Here is a 20,070-nt window from a genome sequence, read left to right as displayed (position 1 = left end):
ACAACTACGATTTATACCAGTCGCTTATCCCGCCATGTTTTGAACACGCCCGAATTTTTTTGTTTTTATTTCCGGAGCAGCCCCATGTCCGACCTTTCCCAAACCCCGTTTCTCGACAGCAAGGCCCGCCCCGTGCGGGCGCCCCGCGGCAGCACGCTGAGCTGCGCCAACTGGCAGATCGAGGCGGCCTACCGCATGATCCAGAACAACCTGGACCCGGAAGTCGCCGAAAACCCCGACGAACTCGTGGTCTACGGCGGCATCGGCAAGGCCGCGCGCAGCTGGCCGGCCTTTGACGCCATCCTCGACTCCCTGCGCAAGCTCAAGGCCGATGAAACCCTGCTGGTGCAGTCGGGCAAGCCGGTGGGCGTGTTCCGCACCCACCCGGGCGCGCCGCGCGTGCTGATCGCCAATTCCAACCTGGTGCCCAAGTGGGCGACCTGGGAACACTTCAACGAGCTGGACCGCGCCGGCCTCATGATGTACGGCCAGATGACGGCCGGCAGCTGGATCTACATAGGCACCCAGGGCATCGTGCAGGGCACGTACGAAACCTTTGTGGAAGCGGGCCGCCAGCATTACAACGGCGACCTCGCGGGCCGCTGGGTGCTGACCGCCGGCCTGGGCGGCATGGGCGGCGCGCAGCCGCTGGCCGCCACCTTTGCCGGCGCCTGCTCGCTCAACATCGAATGCCAGCAGTCCAGCATCGACTTCCGCCTGCGCACCCGCTACGTCGACAAGCAGGCCAAGGATCTTGACGAAGCGCTGGAGATGATCAAGCACCACACCGCGCGCAAGGAGGCGGTCTCCATCGCGCTGTGCGGCAATGCGGCCGAGATCGTTCCCGAACTCGCCAAACGCGCCAAGGCCGGCGGCATACGCCCCGACATCGTGACCGACCAGACCTCGGCCCACGACATCATCAACGGCTACCTGCCGGCCGGCTGGACGGTCGCGCAATGGAAGGCCGCGCAAAAAGACCCGGCCCAGCATGCGGCGCTGACGCAGGCGGCCGGCGAGTCCTGCGCGGTGCACGTCAAGGCCATGCTGGCTTTCCATGAGATGGGCATTCCCACGGTGGACTACGGCAACAACCTGCGCCAGGTCGCCAAAGACTTCGGCGTGGCCCAGGCTTTTGACTACCCCGGTTTTGTGCCGGCCTATATCCGCCCGCTGTTCTGCCGCGGCGTCGGCCCCTTCCGCTGGGTGGCGCTTTCGGGCGACCCGGAAGACATCAAGAAGACCGACGCGAAGATGAAAGAGCTCTTCCCGGCCAACAAACACCTGCACCGCTGGCTGGACATGGCCGAAGAGCGCATCGCTTTCCAGGGCCTGCCGGCGCGCATCTGCTGGATAGGCCTGGGCGAGCGCCACCTCGCGGGCCTGGCTTTTAACGAGATGGTCAAAAGCGGCGAGCTCAAGGGCCCCATCGTGATAGGCCGCGACCACCTGGACAGCGGCTCCGTCGCCTCGCCGAACCGCGAGACCGAAGCCATGAAGGACGGCAGCGATGCGGTGAGCGACTGGCCGCTGCTCAATGCCCTGCTCAACACCGCCAGCGGCGCGACCTGGGTCAGCCTGCACCATGGCGGCGGCGTCGGCATGGGCTATTCGCAGCATTCGGGCGTGGTCATCGTCTGCGACGGAACGGCCGAGGCCTCTGAAAAGCTGAGCCGTGTGCTGTTCAACGACCCGGCGACCGGCGTGATGCGTCATGCCGATGCGGGCTACGACATCGCCAAGCAAAGCGCCAAAGACAACGGGCTGAACCTGCCCATGATGGGAAGCTGAACCGATATGTCCGACAGCACCGCCGAGATCCATCTCACCTATCTGAACCATCCCGACGTCCAGGCCCTGGCCCTGACCGATGCCGAGATCATCGCCGCCGTCGAGCAGGCCCTGCATGCGCAAGGCAACAAGCAGACGACCATAGAGCCGCGCATGCACCTGGTGCCGGAGAAAGACTACCCCGGCCATTTCAATGTGCTGCGCGGCTATATACGCCCGCTGGGCCTGGCCGGCGTGAAGGTGGTAGGCGATTTTTACAAGAACTATGAAATCGGCCTGCCCTCGGAGCTGGCCGTGCTCAACCTGTTCGACCCCAAGAACGGCTCGCCGATCGCCATCATCGATGCCTCGGACATCACCGACATGCGCACCGGCGCCATCACCGCGCTGGGCGCCAAACACCTGGCGCGCAAGAACTCCAAAATCCTGGGCCACATAGGCGCGCGCGGCACCTCCTACTGGAACGTGCGCCTGCTCGACTCGATTTACAACTTCGACGAGATCCGCGTGCATTCGCGCCGGCCGGAAAGCCGCAATGCCTTCGCCGCCAGACTCGAAAAAGACCTGGGCAAAAAAATCACCGTGACCGAGGACTGGGAGTCCTGCGTGCGCGGCGCCGACATCGTGGTCGAGGCCTCGCGCCTGGAAAAACCGACGCCCATGCTCAAGACCGAGTGGATCAAAAAAGGCGCTTGTGTGATTCCCTACGGCACCATGAGCGCGGTCGAGCTTTCGCTAACCGACATCATGGACAAGATGGTGATGGACGACTGGGGCCAGGCCAAGGCCGGGCCGCTGGGCGCGCTGCGCGCCCATGTGGACGCCGGCAAGCTGTCGGAGGCCACGCTGCATGCCGAACTCGGCCAGATCGTCGCGGGTCTTAAGCCCGGGCGCGAAAGCGATGACGAGACCAATCTGTTCTGGCACCGGGGCCTCTCGCTGTCGGACATCGCACTGGGCGCCTTCATGCTGGAAAAAGCCAAGCGCATGGGCCTGGGGCAAAAGCTGCGCTTCCGCTAAAGGAGCCGGCATGGTGCACGCCGTGAAATCCACGCAGGCTCTGGTCGCCAATGCCCGCATGTACTCGGCCACGCCGGCGGTCAAGGCCGACTGGAAGGCCTTGCTGGCCTGGGTGCTGGCGCACGCCGGCCTGCCCTGGGACCTGATCGACTACGACGCGCCGGCACCGCTCTCGGTGCTGTGGGCGCGCGGCGACCTGGGCCTGGCCATGATGTGCGGCCTGCCCTTTGCGCAGCGCGGCGAGCGGCCCACGCTGGTGGCCGCGCCGATTCCTTCGCCGGCGCGCTACGGCGGCAGGCCGGTGTACTTCACGGACATCGTGGTGCGCGCCGATGCGTCCTACCGCCAGCTCGAAGACACTTTCGGCGGCGTGATCGGCTACACCCTGGCCGATTCCATGTCGGGCGGCGTGGCGCTGCGCCACCACCTCGCTCCTTACCGCCAGGCCAAGGGTTCGCGCCTGTACCGCCAAGCCGTGGGCGAACTCATCAATGCGCGCGGCGTGATCGCGGCGCTGGCCGAAGGCCGCATAGACGCCGGCCCGCTGGACAGCTATTACCACGACCTGCTCAAGGCGCATGACCCGGCTTTCGCAGCGCAGGTGCGCACGCTTGCCAGCACGGCGGCCTTGCCGATTCCGCCGCTGGTGGCCACCGCCGATTTGCCGGCTGAAACACTGCAAGCCTTGCGCGCCGCCTTGCTGGCCAGCGCCACGGCGGCCGAGCTCGCGCCGCTGATGCAGCGCCTGCTGCTCGCGGGTTTTGCGTTTCCCGACCCGGACGACTACACGCCGCTGGCGGCTATGGACGGCGGGCCCGCGCCCGCGCTGGATGAGATCTGATGCCGCTGTTCACACGATCCGCATTTCTGGCCTTGCTGATGGCCGTTGCATCCTTTGGCGCCGCGGCACAGACTTACCCCTCCAAGCCGCTGCATGTCATCGCACCGTTTCCGCCCGGCGGCCCGGTCGACGCGCTGGGCCGCGTGCTGGCGCAAGGCCTCTCGGAAGCCATGGGCCAGCCGGCCGTGGTCGAGAACAAGGTGGGCGCCGCCGGCAATATCGGCATAGACCAAGCTGCCAAGGCCACGCCCGACGGCTACACCCTGGCCATAGTCCCTTTGGGCAATATCGCGGTCAACCCGGCGCTCTACCCCAACCTGCCCTACAAGGCCACCGACCTCGCGCCCGTCACCATGCTGGCCACGGTGGACAACGTGCTGGTGGTCAACAGCGCCGTGCCGGCACGCTCGCTCAAGGAGCTGCTCGCGCTGGCCGCGCAAAAACCCGGCGGCATCAGCTTTGCCTCGCCGGGCGCCGGCAGCCAGGCCCACCTGGCCGGGGAGCTGCTGGCGCTGAACGGCGGCGTACAGCTGCTGCATGTGCCCTACAAAGGCATAGGCCCGGCGCTCAATGATTTGCTGGGCGGCCAGGTCACCATGATGTTCGCGCAAATGTCCTCGGTGCTGCCGCACATCAAGAGCGGCAAGCTGCGCGCGCTCGGCGTCGCCAGCCTCAAGCGATCACCCGTGATGCCGGAGACACCGACGATTGCCGAGCAGGGCCTGCCGCGCTTTGAGGCCGTGTCCTGGTATGCGCTCATGGTGCCGGCCGGCACACCGCGCGCCGTCATCGACAAACTCAATGCGGAAACCGGCAAGCTCTTCGCAACGCCCGCGCTCAAGGAAAAACTGGCCGCGCTGGGCATGGATGCCGCACCCGGCAAGCCCGCCGAGCTGGCCGCCGCGATCCAGGCCGACACCCAGCGCTGGACCGAGGTGATACGGCAGAAAAACATCAAGCCCGAATAAGCGCGCCTCCCCCTCTCATTTTTTACCTTGGCAACACCATGACCCTCACCATCCAACCCGGCCGGCTGACCCTGGCCCAGCTGCGCGACATCCACACCCAGCCACAGACGCTCGCGATCGACCCTTCCGCCACGGCCGGCATACGCGCCAGCGCGGCCCTGGTGCAAAAAGCCGCGCATGGTGGCGATGCCGTCTACGGCGTGAACACCGGCTTCGGCAAGCTGGCCAACCAGCGCATCGCGCAGGCCGATCTGGAGACCCTGCAACTCAACCTGCTGCGCTCGCATGCCGTGGGTGTGGGTGAGCCCATGCCCGAGCGCGTGGTGCGCCTGGTGCTGCTGCTCAAGGCCGCGAGCCTGGCGCGTGGATTCTCGGGCGTGCGTGAGGTCGTCATCGACATGCTGATGGCGCTTTACAACAAGGGCCTGACACCTGTGATCCCCTGCCAGGGTTCGGTGGGTGCGTCCGGCGACCTCGCGCCACTGGCTCATCTCTGCCTGCCGCTGATTGGCGAAGGCGAAGTCTTCTACAAGGGCAAGCGGATTGCTGCCGCCGATGCGCTCAAGCAAGCCGCCATCACGCCGGTCAAGCTCTCGGCCAAGGAAGGCCTGGCGCTGATCAACGGCACGCAGGTCTCGACCGCGCTGGCGCTGGATGCGCTGCTGGCAACCGACCGGCTGTTTGAAGCGGCCGTGATCTCGGGCGCGGTCACGCTGGATGCCGCGCGCGGCAGCGACGGCCCCTTTGACCCGCGCATCCACGCGGTGCGCGGCCAGCCGGGCCAGATTGCCTGCGCCGCCGCTTACCGCGCCATCATGGTGGGCAGCGAGATACGCCGCTCGCACCTCGAAGGCGACGACCGTGTGCAGGACCCGTATTGCCTGCGCTGCCAGCCGCAGGTCATGGGCGCCTGCCTGGACCAGATGCGCTACGCCACCGAGGTGCTGATGCGCGAAGCCAATGCGGTGACCGATAACCCGCTGGTGTTTGCCGAGGACGAGACGCTTCTGTCCGGTGGCAACTTCCATGCGGAGCCCGTGGCGCTGGCCTGCGATGCGCTGGCCGTGGCGATCGCCGAAATCGGTGCCATCACCGAGCGCCGCATCGCCATGCTGGTGGACACCGTGGCCTCGCGCCTGCCGGCCTTTCTCACGCCCGAGCCCGGCCTCAATTCCGGCTTCATGATCGTGCACGTCACTGCCGCCGCGCTGGCCTCCGAAAACAAGTCGCTGGCCCACCCGGCCAGCGTGGACAGCCTGCCCACCTCGGCCAACCAGGAAGACCATGTGAGCATGGCCACCTTCGCGGCGCGCCGGCTGCAGCCCATGCTGCGCAACACCGAATACATCGTGGCGATTGAACTGCTGGCCGCGGCGCAGGGCATTGAATTTTTGCGCCCGCTGAAAAGCTCCGCCGTGCTCGAAGGCGTGCTGCAGCTGGTGCGCCAGGTCTCGCCGGCCATGATGCATGACCGCAGCCTGGCGCCCGACATCGAAAGCGTGCACCAATTGGTGGCGGGCGGGCGCATAGGCCTGGCCGGAGAGGCGCAAATCACCGAGTTAACCGCCTTGCGGCTGGCATGAAGCCTGCATACATTAGCGATACCTACACCGCTATCTAACAGGAGCCTTTTCATGAAGCAACAGCTTGCCCTTTCACTGATCGCCGCCGCAACCACCCTGGCCATGGGCGCCGCCCATGCACAGGAAACCAAGGTCGCCATCGGCATTTCGGGCTGGACGGGTTTCGCCCCGCTGACCCTGGCCAAGGAAGCCGGCATCTTCAAGAAGAACGGGCTGGATGTGTCCATCAAGAAGATCCCGCAAAAAGACCGGCACCTCGCGATTGCCTCGGGCGACGTGCAGTGCGCCGCGACCACGGTGGAAACCTGGGTGGTGTGGAACGCCAACGGCGTGGCCACCACGCAGATCTTCCAGCTCGACAAAAGCTACGGCGCCGATGGCATGGTGGTGAAACCCGCCATCGCCAAGATCAGCGACCTCAAGGGCAAGACCGTGGCCGCCAGCGCGCCCGGCACCTCGCCTTACTTCGCCCTGGCCTGGATGCTCAAGAAAAACGGCATGAGCACCAAGGATGTGAAGGTCGTCAACCTGGAGCCGCAGGCCGCGGCCAACGCCATGATCGCCGGCACCGACGGCATTGATGCCGCGATGACCTACGAGCCCTACCTGGGCGCGGTGCGCGCCAAGCCCGAAGCCGGCAAGATACTCGCCACCACACTCGACTACCCCATGGTGATGGACACCTTTGGCTGCACGCCCAAGTTCCTGAGCGAAAACCCCAAGGCCGCCAAGGCCCTGGCCGACAGCTACTTCGACGCCGTCGAGATGATCCAGAAAGAGCCCAAGAAAAGCTTCGAGATCATGGGCGCCGACGTGAAGCAGAGCGGCGAAGCCTTTGAGGCCTCTTCCAAATACCTGCGCTGGCAGGACCGCGCCGCCAACCAGAAGTTCTTTGCCGGCGAACACGCCGCCTTCAGCAAGGAAGCCGCCGAACTGCTGATGGAAGCGGGCATCATCAAGTCGTTGCCCGATATGGGCAAGCTGGCCGACACGCGATTCCTGAAATAAGCACGCGTACGCATGCGGCCCCTGCAACCCGTCTCCCCCGGCGCGCGCATCGCGCTGGGTGTGAGTTTTTTCGTTTTGTTCTTTGCCGTGTGGGCCGCCTTCACGCTGGGCGGCTATGTCTCCAAGACATTCCTGGCCGACCCCATCACCATGGTGAGGTCGGGCTACGAGCTGCTGGTGAACCAGGGTTTCATCAAGGACATAGGCATGACGGTCTGGCGCGTGCTGGGCGGTTTTGCGATTGCCGCACTGCTGGCCGTGCCGCTGGGCGTGATGATGGGCGCCTACAAACCGGTCGAGGCTTTTTTTGAACCCTTTGTGAGTTTTGCACGCTACCTGCCGGCGTCGGCTTTCATTCCGCTGCTGATCCTCTGGGCCGGCATTGGCGAGGCGCAAAAACTCTCGGTGATTTTTATCGGCTCCTTCTTCCAGCTGGTGCTGATGATTGCCGTGAGCGTGGGCAACACGCGGCGCGACCTGGTGGAGGCGGCCTACACCCTGGGCGCGGCCGACCGCGGCATCGTGGTGCGCGTGCTGCTGCCCAGCGCCGCGCCCGAAATCGCCGAAACCCTGCGCATGGTGCTGGGCTGGGCCTGGACTTATGTGATCGTCGCGGAGCTGATTGGCGCATCGAGCGGCATAGGCCACATGATCACCGATAGCCAGGCACTGCTGGCGACCGACCAGATCATCTTCGGCATCATCGTGATCGGTGTCTTCGGCCTGGTGACCGACCTGGCATTTAAAGCGCTCAATCGCAAACTCTTTCCGTGGGCACAGCTAGGCCGATGACTTCTTCCACACCGATACTGACCGTCACCCAGCTGTCGAAAACCTTCGCGGCCAGCAAGGGCCCGGGTACCGTGGCGTTGCAAGCAACGGACCTGAGCGTCGCCGAGAACGACTTCATCACCATCCTGGGCCCCTCGGGCTGCGGCAAGTCCACCCTGCTGCGCATGGTGGCCGGGCTGGACACGCCCAGCAGCGGCAGCATTGTGCTGGACGGCAAACCCATCACCGGCCCGGGCGCCGACCGTGGCATGGTGTTCCAGAGCTATACGCTGTTTCCCTGGCTCAGCATTTTGCAAAACGTCTGCTTCGGCCTGCGTGAAAAAGGCCTGGCGCTGGATGCGCAGATGGACATCGCCCACCAGTTCATCAAAAAGGTGGGGCTACAGGGTTTTGAGAACCATTTCCCCAAGCAGCTCTCGGGCGGCATGCAGCAGCGCACCGCGCTGGCACGGGCCCTGGCCAACAACCCGCGCATCCTGCTGATGGATGAGCCCTTTGGCGCGCTGGACCACCAGACACGCGAGCTGATGCAGGAGCTGCTGCAGGGCATCTGGGAGGCCGAACAGAAAACCGTGCTGTTTGTGACGCACGATATCGACGAAGCCATCTTCATGGGCAGCCGCGTGGTGGTGATGAGCGCGCGGCCCGGCCGCATCAAGTGCGACGTCGCCGTGCCGCTGGCGCATCCGCGCCACTACTCGGTCAAGACCACGCCGGTGTTCACCGAACTCAAGGCACGGCTCACCGAAGAAATCCGCGTCGAAGTGCACCGTGCGGCGGGCCTGCAGGCGCCGGACGCCTGAGGCGAGTTTTTAGAGCCCGAGCCGCAACGCCATTACCGCGCCCAGTACCAGCGCGGCGATAAAAATCGTCTCGCCCACCAGCATGGCCACGGGCTGCCAGCCCAGCTTCATGAGGTCTTCAAAACTGGTCTTGATGCCGGCCGCCGCGATGGCAGTGACCAGCAGCCAGCGCGAGGTGTCGCTGGCGGCCCGCGTCATGGCCGGCGTGAAAGCGCCTATGGTGGCCAGCAGCACCAGCACGATGAAGGCCAGCAGGAAACCGGGAACCAGCGGCACTTCTTCGTCCACCGCCTTGGCGTCGGGGTGCTTGCGGTAGCTGATGGCGATCAGCAGCACGATGGGCATCAGCAGCATCACGCGAAACAGCTTGACCACGGTGGCCGTGTCGCCAACCTCGGGGCCCAGCATCATGCCGGCCGCCACCACCTGCGCCACGTCGTGGATGGTGCCGCCCAGGAAGATGCCGCCCTGCGCGGGCGCCAGGCCTATGAGCTTCAAGGCAAAGGGGTACAGAATCATGCTCAGGGTGGAGAGCACCGTGACGCCGACCACGGCCAGCAGGGTGAAGCGCTCGTTCTCCTTGGTCTGCGGCAGCACTGAAGAAATCGCCAGCGCGGCGGAGGCGCCGCAGATGGCGACGGCGCCGCCCGAGAGCACGCCCTGCTCGCGCGGGCGCTTCAGCCATTTCGCCAGCAGCAGGCCGAAGGCGATGGTCAGCGCCACCGCCGCCACGATGACCAGCGCCGTTTCCACGCCCAGCTTGGCCACCTGCGTCAGCGTGATGCGCGCGCCCAGCAGGGCCACGCCGACGCGCAGCAGGGTGCGGCCGCAAAAATCCACACCCGTCTTGACCTTGGGGTTGCTGTTGAGAAAGTGGAAGGCCAGGCCTATCAGCAAGGCATACAGCAGCTGGGGCCCACCGTAATGCTCGGACAGAAAGGTCGCCGCCAGCGCGATGACCACACACACCATGGCGCCAGGCACGCTGGCTTTCAGAAGGGAGACGGAAGGAAGAAAGGACACTGGGGATGGAGCCGGGGCTGAGACCGGGAATGGGGCAAAAAAATGCCGGTGGCAGGGCTTCCGGCTGTTGTCTGGCTTATGCGGGAAACGGCTATCACCGGGTGATTTTCCGTCTTGCACGCACTATTTCCATATGCTACTATTATTAGGTTGTATATACAAGTTGAGGTGCTAATGGCACCAGAATGGCGTGCTTTTCAGGCACGGGATGTGCATGCAACAGGCCAGAAGATTCCTTGTTTCAGTTCGCCGCAACCTATCCGGAGACCTCCATGAAGATCAGCAAACTTTTGGCCTTGTCCGCGTTCGCGATGGCCGCCTTCGCGCCGCTCGCCTCCCACGCCCAGCAGGCCGTGCGCGTCGGCTCGAAGAACTTTACCGAGCAGTTCGTGCTGGCCGAAATCTATGCACAGGCGCTGGACGCCGCGGGCATCAAGACCGAGAAAAAACTCAACCTGGGCGGCACGCTGATCGCCCAGAAGGCGATGGAAGAAAAGCAGATCGACTTCTACCCTGAATACACCGGCACCATGCTGCTGGCCGTGCTCAAGCAGGAGCCCATGACGGACGCCAAAGCCGTGTACGACAAGGTCAAGGACGCCTATGCCAAGATGGGCTTCGTGGTACTGAACCAGTCCAACCTGAACAACGGCTATGTGATGGTGGTGCGCGCCGACACCGCGCAAAAACTCAAGCTTGAAACCCTGTCCGACCTGGCCAAGGCCGCCAAGGACCTGAAGGTCGGCGCCGGCCCCGAGTTCCGCGACCGCAAGGACGGCCTGCCGGGCCTGAAGGCCAAATACGACATGGTCTTCGGTGAAGACCTTCAGATGGCCATCGGCCTGCGCTACCAGGCACTCAAGAACGACCAGATCCAGGTCGTCAACGGCTACTCCACGGACGGCATGATCAGCGCGATGAAACTCAAGCGCCTGCGCGACGACAAGAGCCTGTGGCCGCCCTACTTCGTCGTGCCGGTGATCCGCAAGGAAGTGCTGGACGCCAACCCCAAGATAGGCGAAGTGTTGAACCGCGTGAGCGCCCTGCTCGACGAATCCTCCATGGCCCAGATGAATTACCAGGTCGACGGCGAGAAACTCGAACCCAAGGACGTGGCGCGCGACTTCCTGAAATCCAAGGGACTGGTCAAGTAAGCCTGCCGGCTCCCACACGCCCGCACCATTTCCTCGCATCACCGTGAAAGCTTGCACGCCATGACAGTAGCGGTCGGGGAACAATGGCTGGGTATTGCCGACCTGGTGCGCGTGGCGCGCAGCGGCGAGCCCGTGTCGCTGGCGCCCCAGGCGCGCGAACGTGTCGTCGCGGCGCGCGAACTGGTGATGCGCCTGGCTAGCTCGGGCCAGGCGATTTACGGCCTCAATTCCGCGCTGGGCGCCAATACCGGTGCCGTGCTGGCCGAAGGCGACCTCGAGGACTACCAGCGCCGCGCCGTGCGCGCCCGGGCCGTGGCCGTGGGACCGGCCTATGACAAGACTTCCGTGCGCGCGATGCAGTTCGCGCGCATCGCTGGCCTCTCACGCGGCGGCTCGGGTATCTCGCCGGCGGTGCTGGACGCCTGCATCAACTTGCTGAATTTCCAGGTGCATCCTGTGGTGCCGCGCTTCGGCTCCATAGGCGTGGCCGACCTGCCCCAGCTTTCGCACCTGGCCTTGCCGCTGTTCGGCGAAGGCCAGGCCGAGGTTCGCGGTGAAATCCTGGACGGCGCCGCCGCGCTGGAACGCGCGGGCCTGCAGCCCGTGACCCTCGGCGCCAAGGACGGCCTGGCGCTGATCAGCTCCAACGCGGCGACCACGGCACGCGCCGCGCTCGTGCTGCATGACGCCCAGGTGGCGCTGGACGCCTGGCTGGCTACCGTGACGCTCGGGTATGAAGGTTTCAGGGCCAACCTGTCGCCGCTGCACCCCGGAGCCGTGGCGGCTCGCCCCGCCGCCGGCCAGGTCGAGGTGGCGCGCCAGTTGCGCGAGCTGCTGAAGGGCAGTGCGCTGCTGGAGCCGGATGCCGCGCGCCGCGTGCAGGACCCGGTGTCCATGCGCGTGGTACCGCAGGTGCATGGTGCCGCGCGCGACATGGTGGACGCGGCCTGCGCGCAGGTGGAGATCGAACTCAATAGCGCGGCTGACAGCCCCCTGGTGCTCACCGAACAGGGTGTGATGCTGTCCAACGGCAACTTCCACGTGCCGGCGCTGGCACTGGCGTTGGACGCCTCGGCGATCGCTCTGGCGCAGGCGGCCAGCATGTCGGTCTCGCGCAGCCAGCGTTTCATGTCACCGGCGCTGACCGGCCTGCCGCTGCAGCTCACGCGCCACGGCCCTTCCCATTCGGGCTTTGCGACAGTGCAAAAAACCCTGACCGCGCTCTGGGCCGAGGTGCGGCTGCGCGCCAACCCGGGCTCGCTTGATTACCTGCCGGTGTCCGAAGCGCTGGAAGACCATGCCTGCATGGCGCTGGGCGTGGCGGAAAAACTCGGTGAGCTGGTGGAGCGCCTGCACTACCTGATCGCCATCGAGTTGCTGGTCGCGGCCCAGGCGGTGGACCTGCGCGAACTCAAGCCCGCCCAGATGGGCGAAGGCACACGGCGCACCTTTGAGCAGGTCCGCAAGCTGGTTCCCATGCTGGACGAAGACCGCCCGCTGGGCCCGGACATAGACCGCATTCGGAGCGCCGTCGCCGCAGGCGTGTTCGGCCCCGAAAGCGCCAAGGCAGCGGGCGCATGAACTGGTTTCTGCGCAACTGGCCCGACGTGCTGCACTCGCTATGGGAGCACGTCGCGATCTCGCTGACGGCCCTGGCCATCGCTTTTGCCATTTCGCTGGTGATCGGCATCGTGGCCGCTCGGCGTGAAAAGCTCTACGGCACGGTGATGACGGTCTCAGGTTTTCTGTACACGATTCCGACGCTGGCTTTCCTGGCCTTCCTGATTCCCGTGGTGGGCCTCGGCCGCGCCAACGCCATCATCACCATGGTGGCCTTTTCGCTGATGATCCTGATCCGCAGCGTGGCCACCGGCATACGCGAGGTGCCGGCCGACATCATCGACGCGGCGCGCGGCATGGGCATGAACAAGGCGCAGATCATGCGGCGCATAGAGCTGCCGCTGGCCCTGCCGCTGATCGTGGCCGGCCTGCGCGTCTCGGCCGTGACCGTGATCAGCGTGACGGTGGTGGCCGCCTACGTGAACGCGGGCGGGCTGGGCGCGCTGATCTTCAACGGCATCGCGAGCGACCACCCGGCCAAGATCTGGACCGGCGCGTTGACGGTCTGCCTGCTCTCCGTCATCGTTGACCTGAGCCTGGCCATGCTTGAGCGTCGGCTCAAAAACCGGCGCGCAGCCTGAACACCAAGAGGCCCCGATGCTTGCCGACGCCTGGAACTATGTCCTGTCCCATCCCGCGCAGTTTTACCGCGCACTGGGGGTGCACGTCGCGCTGTCGGCGTCGGCGCTGCTGATCGCCGCGCTGGTCTGCATTCCGGCCGGCATCGCCGTCGCGCGCAAACACGGCCTGTCGCTGGCCGTGGTGAACGCCGCCAATGTGGGGCGCACCCTGCCCTCCCTGGCCGTGCTGGCGCTGGTGATGCCGATACTGGGCACCGGCTTCGCGCCGGCGCTGTTCGCGCTGACGTTGATCGCCTTGCCGCCCATCGTGACGCACACCATTGTCGGCATGCGCGGCGTGGATGCGGACGCGGTGGACGCCGCCATCGGCATGGGCATGACGCGCGCCGCGCTGCTGTGGCGAGTCGAACTGCCCATGGCCATGCCGGTGATCTTTGCCGGCCTGCGTACGGCGGCCGTCCAAATCATTTCCGGCGCCGTGCTGGCGGCCTTTATTGGCGGCGGCGGGCTGGGCGACTTCATCACCGCCGGCATCGCGATGATGGCCGTTCCCCAGCTGCTGGTAGGCGCCATCCCGGTGGCGTTGCTGGCGCTGGGCACCGATTTTCTTTTTGGCGCGCTGCAGCGCCGCATGACTCCGCAAGGGCTTCGCGCATGATCACACTGGACCGCCTCACCAAGTCCTTCGGCGGCAGCGCCCAGTCGGCCGTCGACGGGCTGTCGCTGACCGTCAACACCGGCGAAATCTGCGTGCTGATTGGCCCATCCGGTTGCGGCAAGACCACGACCATGCGCATGATCAACCGCATGGTCGAGCCCGACTCGGGCCGCATCGAGGTCGGTGGGCGCGACGTCACCAAGATAGACGCGGTGGAACTGCGCCGCTCCATAGGCTACGTGATCCAGCAGGTGGGCCTGTTCCCGCACATGACTTTGGCCGAGAACGTGGCCACGGTGCCCCGGATGCTGGGCTGGGACTCCGCCCGCATCGCCAGGCGTGTGGACGAGCTGCTGGCGCTGGTCCATATGGACCCGGCGATTTACCGCAACCGTTTTCCGCGCGAGCTCTCGGGCGGGCAGAAGCAGCGCGTGGGCGTGGCGCGGGCGCTGGCGGCGGACCCACCGGTGATGCTGATGGACGAACCCTTCGGCGCCATAGACCCGATCACGCGCGCGCGCCTGCAGGACGAGTTTTTGCGCATACTGCGCGAGCTCGGCAAGACCATTGTGTTTGTCACGCATGACATTGACGAGGCCATTCGCATGGGCTCGCGCATTGCGATTTTGCGCAACGGCAAGGTGGTGCAGTACGACACGCCGGAGCGCATCCTCTCGCACCCGGCCGATGCCTTTGTCGAAGCCTTTGTGGGCGGTGACCGCTCGCTCAAGCGGCTGGCCCTGCTGACGGCCGGCCCCTATGTGGAAAGCGGCACGCCCGCCGCGGGCGCACCGCGCCTGCCGGCCGCCACGCCGCTGCGCGATGCCCTGTCGGCCATGCTGGATGCCGGCGCGAATGAGGCCGCGATTGTGGGCGACCAGGGCCAGCCCCTGGGGCGCGTCACGCTGCAAACCATTCAGCAGGCAGCCGCGGTCGCGCGCACTTAAACCTGACGCATTCTGAGGCCGCTGCAAACGCCGGCCAGCGCCGCGAAGCCGGCCGCCAGCCACAGCGCCACAAAGGAGCCATGGCCGCCCTGCGGGTCGAACATTGCAAAAATCATTGCCAGCAGGACCGCGCCCAGGGTCTGGCCGGTCAGGCGCGCCGTGCCCAGCATGCCGCTGGCGCCGCCGCTGCGGTGCGGTGGCGCCGAGGTGATGATGGTGTGGTTGTTGGGTGACTGGAACAGGGCGTAGCCCACGCCGCACAGCGCCATGCGCCAGACGATGTCGAGCTGTGACGGATGCGGCGGCAGCACCGCCAGCAGGGCCAGCCCCAGCGCCAGCAAAGCCATTCCCAGGCTGCCCAGCAGGCCGCCCGAATAGCGGCCTATCAGCCGCCCCACCACCGGCGACGTCGCCACAATGGCCAGCGGCCAGGCCGTGAGCAGCAGGCCGGCCTGCAAATGGCTGAAACCGTAGTTGCCCAGCAGCAGGAAAGGCAGGCTCACATAGGCCAAGGTCTGCGCGCAGAAAGCGCCAATCGAGGTGCCCATGGACAGCGCGAACACGGGAATGCGCAGCAAATCCAGCGGGAACAGCGGCAGGGGTTGGGCCAGCTGGCGCCGCACATAGATCACGCCGACCGCAATGCCGGCGGCCAGCTCGGCCAGCGGCAGCCACAGCGAAGCGGCGGGCGCGCCGCCCGGCACGGCCTCGACGCGCACGCCCAGGCCGTCTACGCCAAGGAACACGAGGCCGAACATCAGTGCATTGAGCAGCACGTCGAGCGGGAAAAGCCGCCCTTCGGACCTGGACAGGTTCTGCGGCAGGGCCTTGCGGCCCAGCCACACCGACAGCAGGCCGAAAGGCACGTTGAGCGCGAACAGCCAGGGCCAGGAAGCCACCGAAAGAATGCCCGCCGCGATCGAAGGCCCGGCCACCGAGGCCGTGGCCACCACCAGCGAATTGATCGCGATGCCGCGGCCCAGCAGGTGCTTGGGATAGATGAGGCGCACCAGCGCCGTGTTCACGCTCATGAGGCCTGCCGCGCCCAGGCCCTGCAGCACGCGAGCCAGCGCCAGCGTGGTCAGCGAATCGGCCATGGCGCAGGCGGCCGAGGCCAGCGTGAATACCGACAGGCCCACCAGATAGACGCGGCGGTAACCGACGATGTCGCCCAGCGAGGCCAGGGGCAGGAGCAATGCCAGCGTGGCGACCTGGTAGGCGTTGATGACCCAGATGGATTGCGCGGGTGTGGCGTGGAGCTCGCGCGTGATGTCGGGGAGCGCCAGGTTGACGATGGTGCCGTCAAGCACCGCCATGACGATGCCGAGAATGATGACCAGCAGCGCAGGCAATCGCTGGCCCGCGGGCAAACCATCCTGAACAAGCATTGAGGCCTTTGGTAGAGGGCGGGCGGCAAAGGGAACCCCCGGCCGCCGCGGAGCGCCTATTCTAGGAGCGCGGCCGAAAGCGGGACGGGGGCAGCGCCCTTGTCCCAGCGCCATGCTTGGGAAAGCCGCGGGCCTGGGCATCAAGGCGCGCCAGATGCGACAAATCCCGGCCTGCGGGGCAGGGCCGGGATTTGTCTGAGGGGCATGCCCCGCGAGTGCAGCTGACGCGGCCCCGGATTACTTCATGCCGTACTTGGCCTTGGCGTCATTCTGGCAGCCGTCTTTGGCCGCACCGGTCAGTGCGTCGCAACGCTCCTTGGCCGCCTTGTATTCGGCCTCGCGTTTTTCGGAGTTGGCCTCCTTGCGGGTGTCGGCCATTTTTTCGCTCTTGTCCTTGCTGGTATCCGCCGAGGTCTTCACCACCTTGGCGTCTTCCTTGGCTTTCACATGGGCGGCTTTGGCGTCCTTGATGCAGACGTCCTTGGCGTTGCCCTTCTGGTCGTCGCATTTTTCCTTGGCCGTGTCGTAAGCGGCATCGGCCTTGGCGAAGGCGACTTTTTCGGTGTTGCGCGGGCTGGGCTTGTACTGGGCTTCGAGTTCAGCCTTGGCGACCTTCTCAACGCCCTTGGCTTCCGAGACGCAGATGTCCTTGGCGTTGTCCTTCAGCGTGCCGCATTTGTCGCGGCTGGCCTTGTAGTCGGCCGAGATGCGGTCTTCCTGGGCCTTGTACTCTTGCTTGGTCAGCGCCATGGCGTTGCCGGCGAAAGCGCAGGACATCACGGCGGTCAGTATCAGCAGTCTGGTATTCATGGGTAGCTCCTTGGGATGGTGTGAATCGTTATGGTGGTTTCGGGTAAGGGGGAAGGCGGCTCAGTAGCGCTCGAAGAAGTCCGTCGGGTTGCGGTCTTTCCAGACGGCAACCTGCTTTTCGGCCTCCTCCTTGCTGATGCCGTGGCGCTCCTGGATCTTGCCGAGCAGCTGTTCGCGCTTGCCGGCGATCACCTCAAGGTCGTCATCGGTCAGCTTGCCCCACTGTTCCTTGACCTTGCCCTTGAACTGGCGCCAATTGCCTTGTATGCGTTCCTGGTTCATGGCTTTCTCCTCGAAAGGGTTGACGAATTCGCCCGGAATCCGCAAGCACGCTTGCAGGCAACGGGCGGCATGGATTCACCTTAGGAGTTATCCCGTCCGGCCGCCGTAGGCCCGCGTATTCGATGGGCGTAGGTTCATGCTTACAGCCCTGTTGCGGCGGTGGGTTTGCATGTAGTTGCATAGCTAATTAATTTCTGCTACGATGACTTCCATGTTTGACCACTGCCTTTATTTCAATACCACCGCGCTGGCCCGCCTGGTCGACAAGGAGTGGACGCTGGCCTTCAAGCCTTTCGGTGTCACGCCCTCCCAGGGTTTCATGCTGCGCCTGGTGCTCAAGCAGCCCGGCATGCCGCAGCACGAGATCGCCGACGAACTGACGATCTCGCGCCCCACGGCCACGCGCCTTCTCGACGGCCTGCAGGCGCTGGGCCTGGTGGAGCGCAGGAGCCTGGAATCCGACGGCCGCCACTGGGCGGTGTTTCCCACGGCGCAGGCCGAGGCCATGCATGCCGGCATCAACAAGGCCAGCGGCGAGGTGACGCGCCGCATCCAGCAACAGATCGGAAAGGAGAACTTCGATGAAACCGTAGCCCGCGTCAGGAGCGTGTCTTCAGCGCTCAAATAAACCGTCCCATCACGTTTCTTTTTTTTGCCCAAATAGTTGCATAGCTAACTAATTATTTTTAACCCACCGGAGAAATCACATGCCCATCCTCAACGTCAAAGTCAGCCAGCCCGCCAGCCCCCAACTGACGAACGCCATCGCCGAAACCCTGCTGGAGCTGACCACCCGCATCCTGCGCAAGAAACGCGAACTCACCGCCATCGCCATCGACTTCGTGCCGCCCGAGCACTGGATCGTGGGCGGCAGCACGCTGGCCAGCCAGGGCAAGAACAGTTTTTATTTCGACATCAAGGTGGTGGACGGCACCAACACCAAGGACGAGAAAGCGCAGTACGTGGCCGAGGCCTTTGCCGCCTTCAGCAAGCTGCTGGGCAATGTGCACGAGGAAAGCTACATCTACGTGCACGACGTGCGCGCGGAGGCCTACGGCTTTGGCGGCCTCACGCAGGAATACCGCTACATCAAGGCCAAGGCCTGAGTCCGCTCATTGTTTGGAGCGCAGCGTGCGGCTCAGCAGCGCGACGGGCAGCAGGCCCACCAGCACCAGGGCCAGTGCGGGCAAGGCGGCTTCGCCCAGGCGCTCGTCGCGCGCAAGCTGGTAGGTGACCACCGCCAAGGTATCGCTGTTGAAGGGCCGCAGCACCAGCGTGGCGGGCAGCTCCTTCATGACGTCGACAAACACCAGCAGGCCGGCCGCCGCGACCGAGCGCTTGAGCAGCGGCCAATGCACGCGCGCGAGTATGCCCAGGCCGGGCGTGCCCAGCATGCGCGCGCTGTCGTCAAAACTCGCGGGAATGCGCGAATAGCCGCTTTGCAGGCTTTGCAAGGCCACGGCACTGAAGCGCACCAGGTAGGCCCAGACAATGCCCAGCACGGTGGCCGTGACCCAATAGCCCACGCCGGTTTGCGGCGCGGCCGCCTGCAGCCAGCCCACGGGCAGCAGCAGGCCTACCACGATGACCGCGCCGGGCACCGCATAACCGAGGCTGGCCAGTTGCAGCGCCGCGCGCGCCAGCACATGCGGCTTGCGGCGCACCGCAAAGGCCAGGCCGAAGGCCAGGCCCGTGGCCAGCAGCGCACTCAGGCCCGCGAGCCAGACGCTGTTGAGGGCCCAGCCGAAGAATTTGTCCCACAGCAGGTTGTCCCAACCCAGGATGAGCGGGCGCAGCATGAAGAGCACGGGCAGCACAAAACCCAGCGCAATCGGCACGGCGCACACCAGCCAGGCCGACAGGGCGCGCCCGCCCTGCAGTTGCACCGGCGCCGCGTCCTGCGCGCCGGCGCGCGCGCCGCGGCCGGTGGCAAAACGCATGCGCTTTTGCGCGCCATGCTCCACCCACAGCAGCAGCGCGACAAAAAACAGCAGCACCGTGGCCAGCTGGGCGGCGGCGATACGGTTGTCCATGGACAGCCAGGCCTTGTAGATGCCGGCGGTAAAGGTCTGGATGCCGAAATAACTGGAGACACCAAAGTCGGCCAGGGTTTCCATCAGCGCCAGCGCAACGCCGGCGGCCACGGCTGGCCGCGCCAGCGGCAAGGCCACACCGCGAATGCGGCGCGACAGCGGCGCGCCCAGCAGCCGGGCCGCTTCCATCAGGTGCACGGCGCGCTCGGACAAGGCGGTACGCGCCAGCAGGTAGACGTAAGGGTAAAGCGCCACGGTGAACACCAGCACCGCGCCACCCAGGCTGCGCACTTCGGGCAGCAGCCGGCCCTGCAGGCCGAAAGACGCGCGCAGCCAGGATTGCAGCGGGCCGGCGTATTGCAGGAAGTCGGTGTACGCGTAGGCCAGCACATAGGCCGGCATGGCCAGCGGCAACAGCAGCGCCCATTCAAACACCTTGCGCCCCGGAAACTCGAACAGCGTCACCGCGCTGGCCGTTGCCATGCCCACCAGCGCCACGCCCAGGGCCACGCTGAGGCACAGCAGCAGGGAGGTGGCGGTGTAGTCGGGCAGCACCGTCTGCAGCATCTGGACCAGGATGGATTGCGCCTGCGCATCGAACTGCAGCCAGGACAGCCCCACGGCCACCACCGGCAGCGTGAGCAGGGCCACCAGCAGGAAAAGCACGGCGGAAGGCACGACGGAAGGAATGGCGGAAAAAAAGCGGCGCAGCATGGGGACCCGGAAAAAGGCCTCTGCAGAAAGAGGCCTGGCCTCCGGCTGCTTGCG

Annotated in this window: 20 protein-coding genes; 15 read left to right on the top strand and 5 right to left on the bottom strand. The window is 65.6% G+C overall.

Translation table 11 applies throughout. The features are described 5' to 3' along the window. The first annotated feature begins 84 nt into the window (after positions 1-84). From hutU to AC1D09_RS02830, 8 genes are read left to right on the top strand one after another with little or no spacing between them, the layout of a single operon-like run. Positions 85-1,791, top strand: coding sequence for a urocanate hydratase (gene hutU, locus AC1D09_RS02865; RefSeq protein ID WP_477661364.1), 1,707 nt, complete (start codon positions 85-87; stop codon positions 1,789-1,791). A gap of 6 nt (positions 1,792-1,797) precedes the next feature. Then, positions 1,798-2,811 carry an ornithine cyclodeaminase family protein gene (locus AC1D09_RS02860; RefSeq protein WP_477661365.1) on the top strand — a complete coding sequence of 338 codons (1,014 nt, stop codon included), beginning with the start codon at positions 1,798-1,800 and terminating at the stop codon, positions 2,809-2,811. 10 nt (positions 2,812-2,821) lie between these two features. Continuing rightward, positions 2,822-3,652: a phosphate/phosphite/phosphonate ABC transporter substrate-binding protein gene (locus AC1D09_RS02855; protein WP_477661366.1), complete on the top strand. Its 831-nt coding sequence runs from the start codon at positions 2,822-2,824 to the stop codon at positions 3,650-3,652. Then, positions 3,652-4,620, top strand: a complete 969-nt coding sequence (locus tag AC1D09_RS02850) for a Bug family tripartite tricarboxylate transporter substrate binding protein (RefSeq protein WP_477661367.1) — start codon at positions 3,652-3,654, stop codon at positions 4,618-4,620. The genes AC1D09_RS02855 and AC1D09_RS02850 overlap by 1 nt, the downstream gene beginning before the upstream one ends. Positions 4,621-4,658: 38 nt before the next feature. Continuing rightward, positions 4,659-6,203: a histidine ammonia-lyase gene (gene hutH, locus AC1D09_RS02845; RefSeq protein WP_477661368.1), complete on the top strand. Its 1,545-nt coding sequence runs from the start codon at positions 4,659-4,661 to the stop codon at positions 6,201-6,203. 51 nt (positions 6,204-6,254) lie between these two features. Then, complete coding sequence (locus AC1D09_RS02840; RefSeq protein ID WP_477661369.1) at positions 6,255-7,211, top strand: ABC transporter substrate-binding protein; 957 nt, start codon at positions 6,255-6,257, stop codon at positions 7,209-7,211. Positions 7,212-7,223: 12 nt separating this feature from the next. After that, positions 7,224-8,003, top strand: coding sequence for an ABC transporter permease (locus AC1D09_RS02835; protein WP_477661370.1), 780 nt, complete (start codon positions 7,224-7,226; stop codon positions 8,001-8,003). Next, entirely contained in the window at positions 8,000-8,806 is an 807-nt protein-coding gene (locus AC1D09_RS02830; RefSeq protein WP_477661371.1) for an ABC transporter ATP-binding protein, read from the top strand. Before AC1D09_RS02835 ends, AC1D09_RS02830 begins: the two co-directional genes overlap by 4 nt. Positions 8,807-8,815: 9 nt before the next feature. On the opposite strand, the gene AC1D09_RS02825 is transcribed toward AC1D09_RS02830, so the two are convergent. After that, positions 8,816-9,778: a YeiH family protein gene (locus AC1D09_RS02825; protein WP_413325675.1), complete on the bottom strand. Its 963-nt coding sequence runs from the start codon at positions 9,776-9,778 to the stop codon at positions 8,816-8,818. A 323-nt stretch (positions 9,779-10,101) separates the two neighbouring features. On the opposite strand from AC1D09_RS02825, the gene AC1D09_RS02820 reads away from it, so the two are divergent. The 5 genes from AC1D09_RS02820 to AC1D09_RS02800 are packed head-to-tail and all read left to right on the top strand — an operon-like array spanning position 10,102 to position 14,789. After that, positions 10,102-10,983, top strand: a complete 882-nt coding sequence (locus tag AC1D09_RS02820) for a glycine betaine ABC transporter substrate-binding protein (protein ID WP_413325455.1) — start codon at positions 10,102-10,104, stop codon at positions 10,981-10,983. A 60-nt stretch (positions 10,984-11,043) separates the two neighbouring features. After that, entirely contained in the window at positions 11,044-12,564 is a 1,521-nt protein-coding gene (locus AC1D09_RS02815) for an HAL/PAL/TAL family ammonia-lyase (protein WP_477661372.1), read from the top strand. After that, a complete protein-coding gene (locus AC1D09_RS02810; protein ID WP_477661373.1) occupies positions 12,561-13,184 on the top strand; it encodes an ABC transporter permease in 624 nt (207 codons plus the stop codon). The genes AC1D09_RS02815 and AC1D09_RS02810 overlap by 4 nt, the downstream gene beginning before the upstream one ends. A 16-nt stretch (positions 13,185-13,200) precedes the next feature. Beyond that, positions 13,201-13,842 (top strand): ABC transporter permease, encoded by a 642-nt coding sequence (locus AC1D09_RS02805; protein ID WP_477661374.1) that lies wholly within the window; start codon positions 13,201-13,203, stop codon positions 13,840-13,842. Further along, positions 13,839-14,789 (top strand): ABC transporter ATP-binding protein, encoded by a 951-nt coding sequence (locus AC1D09_RS02800; RefSeq protein ID WP_477661375.1) that lies wholly within the window; start codon positions 13,839-13,841, stop codon positions 14,787-14,789. The genes AC1D09_RS02805 and AC1D09_RS02800 overlap by 4 nt, the downstream gene beginning before the upstream one ends. Here the strand turns inward: AC1D09_RS02800 and AC1D09_RS02795 are convergent. The 3 genes from AC1D09_RS02795 to AC1D09_RS02785 form a co-directional block, all read right to left on the bottom strand. Next, the gene (locus tag AC1D09_RS02795) at positions 14,786-16,177 is read right to left on the bottom strand and encodes an MFS transporter (protein ID WP_477661376.1); all 1,392 of its coding nucleotides are present in this window, start codon (positions 16,175-16,177) and stop codon (positions 14,786-14,788) included. The genes AC1D09_RS02800 and AC1D09_RS02795 overlap by 4 nt on opposite strands. A gap of 237 nt (positions 16,178-16,414) precedes the next feature. After that, positions 16,415-16,987 (bottom strand): hypothetical protein, encoded by a 573-nt coding sequence (locus AC1D09_RS02790; RefSeq protein WP_477661377.1) that lies wholly within the window; start codon positions 16,985-16,987, stop codon positions 16,415-16,417. 60 nt (positions 16,988-17,047) lie between these two features. Further along, positions 17,048-17,269, bottom strand: coding sequence for a CsbD family protein (locus tag AC1D09_RS02785; protein ID WP_413325469.1), 222 nt, complete (start codon positions 17,267-17,269; stop codon positions 17,048-17,050). 211 nt (positions 17,270-17,480) lie between these two features. Between AC1D09_RS02785 and AC1D09_RS02780 the strand changes: the two genes are divergently transcribed. Together AC1D09_RS02780 and AC1D09_RS02775 are read left to right on the top strand one after the other, a co-directional pair. Beyond that, positions 17,481-17,897, top strand: a complete 417-nt coding sequence (locus AC1D09_RS02780) for a MarR family winged helix-turn-helix transcriptional regulator (protein ID WP_074576328.1) — start codon at positions 17,481-17,483, stop codon at positions 17,895-17,897. Positions 17,898-17,976: 79 nt separating this feature from the next. Beyond that, a complete protein-coding gene (locus tag AC1D09_RS02775) occupies positions 17,977-18,375 on the top strand; it encodes a tautomerase family protein (protein WP_413325471.1) in 399 nt (132 codons plus the stop codon). A gap of 6 nt (positions 18,376-18,381) precedes the next feature. On the opposite strand, the gene AC1D09_RS02770 is transcribed toward AC1D09_RS02775, so the two are convergent. Next, a complete protein-coding gene (locus AC1D09_RS02770; protein ID WP_477661378.1) occupies positions 18,382-20,016 on the bottom strand; it encodes an ABC transporter permease in 1,635 nt (544 codons plus the stop codon). Positions 20,017-20,070: the final 54 nt, after the last annotated feature.

It is taken from the genome of Polaromonas sp. P1_A2 (assembly GCF_056406895.1).
Note: the sequence above shows the minus strand (reverse complement) of the source record. Positions and strands in the feature narration are given on the sequence as shown.

Coding starts and splice junctions, on each gene's coding strand:
- AC1D09_RS02800 (WP_477661375.1), top strand. CDS start 13,839: ATGATCACACTGGACCGCCTCACCAAGTCCTTCGGCGGCAGCGCCCAG.
- AC1D09_RS02815 (WP_477661372.1), top strand. CDS start 11,044: ATGACAGTAGCGGTCGGGGAACAATGGCTGGGTATTGCCGACCTGGTG.
- AC1D09_RS02820 (WP_413325455.1), top strand. CDS start 10,102: ATGAAGATCAGCAAACTTTTGGCCTTGTCCGCGTTCGCGATGGCCGCC.
- AC1D09_RS02810 (WP_477661373.1), top strand. CDS start 12,561: ATGAACTGGTTTCTGCGCAACTGGCCCGACGTGCTGCACTCGCTATGG.
- AC1D09_RS02785 (WP_413325469.1), bottom strand. CDS start 17,269: ATGAACCAGGAACGCATACAAGGCAATTGGCGCCAGTTCAAGGGCAAG.
- AC1D09_RS02855 (WP_477661366.1), top strand. CDS start 2,822: ATGGTGCACGCCGTGAAATCCACGCAGGCTCTGGTCGCCAATGCCCGC.
- hutU (WP_477661364.1), top strand. CDS start 85: ATGTCCGACCTTTCCCAAACCCCGTTTCTCGACAGCAAGGCCCGCCCC.
- AC1D09_RS02805 (WP_477661374.1), top strand. CDS start 13,201: ATGCTTGCCGACGCCTGGAACTATGTCCTGTCCCATCCCGCGCAGTTT.
- AC1D09_RS02790 (WP_477661377.1), bottom strand. CDS start 16,987: ATGAATACCAGACTGCTGATACTGACCGCCGTGATGTCCTGCGCTTTC.
- AC1D09_RS02770 (WP_477661378.1), bottom strand. CDS start 20,016: ATGCTGCGCCGCTTTTTTTCCGCCATTCCTTCCGTCGTGCCTTCCGCC.
- AC1D09_RS02850 (WP_477661367.1), top strand. CDS start 3,652: ATGCCGCTGTTCACACGATCCGCATTTCTGGCCTTGCTGATGGCCGTT.
- AC1D09_RS02795 (WP_477661376.1), bottom strand. CDS start 16,177: ATGCTTGTTCAGGATGGTTTGCCCGCGGGCCAGCGATTGCCTGCGCTG.
- AC1D09_RS02830 (WP_477661371.1), top strand. CDS start 8,000: ATGACTTCTTCCACACCGATACTGACCGTCACCCAGCTGTCGAAAACC.
- hutH (WP_477661368.1), top strand. CDS start 4,659: ATGACCCTCACCATCCAACCCGGCCGGCTGACCCTGGCCCAGCTGCGC.
- AC1D09_RS02825 (WP_413325675.1), bottom strand. CDS start 9,778: ATGGTGTGTGTGGTCATCGCGCTGGCGGCGACCTTTCTGTCCGAGCAT.
- AC1D09_RS02780 (WP_074576328.1), top strand. CDS start 17,481: ATGTTTGACCACTGCCTTTATTTCAATACCACCGCGCTGGCCCGCCTG.
- AC1D09_RS02775 (WP_413325471.1), top strand. CDS start 17,977: ATGCCCATCCTCAACGTCAAAGTCAGCCAGCCCGCCAGCCCCCAACTG.
- AC1D09_RS02835 (WP_477661370.1), top strand. CDS start 7,224: ATGCGGCCCCTGCAACCCGTCTCCCCCGGCGCGCGCATCGCGCTGGGT.
- AC1D09_RS02860 (WP_477661365.1), top strand. CDS start 1,798: ATGTCCGACAGCACCGCCGAGATCCATCTCACCTATCTGAACCATCCC.
- AC1D09_RS02840 (WP_477661369.1), top strand. CDS start 6,255: ATGAAGCAACAGCTTGCCCTTTCACTGATCGCCGCCGCAACCACCCTG.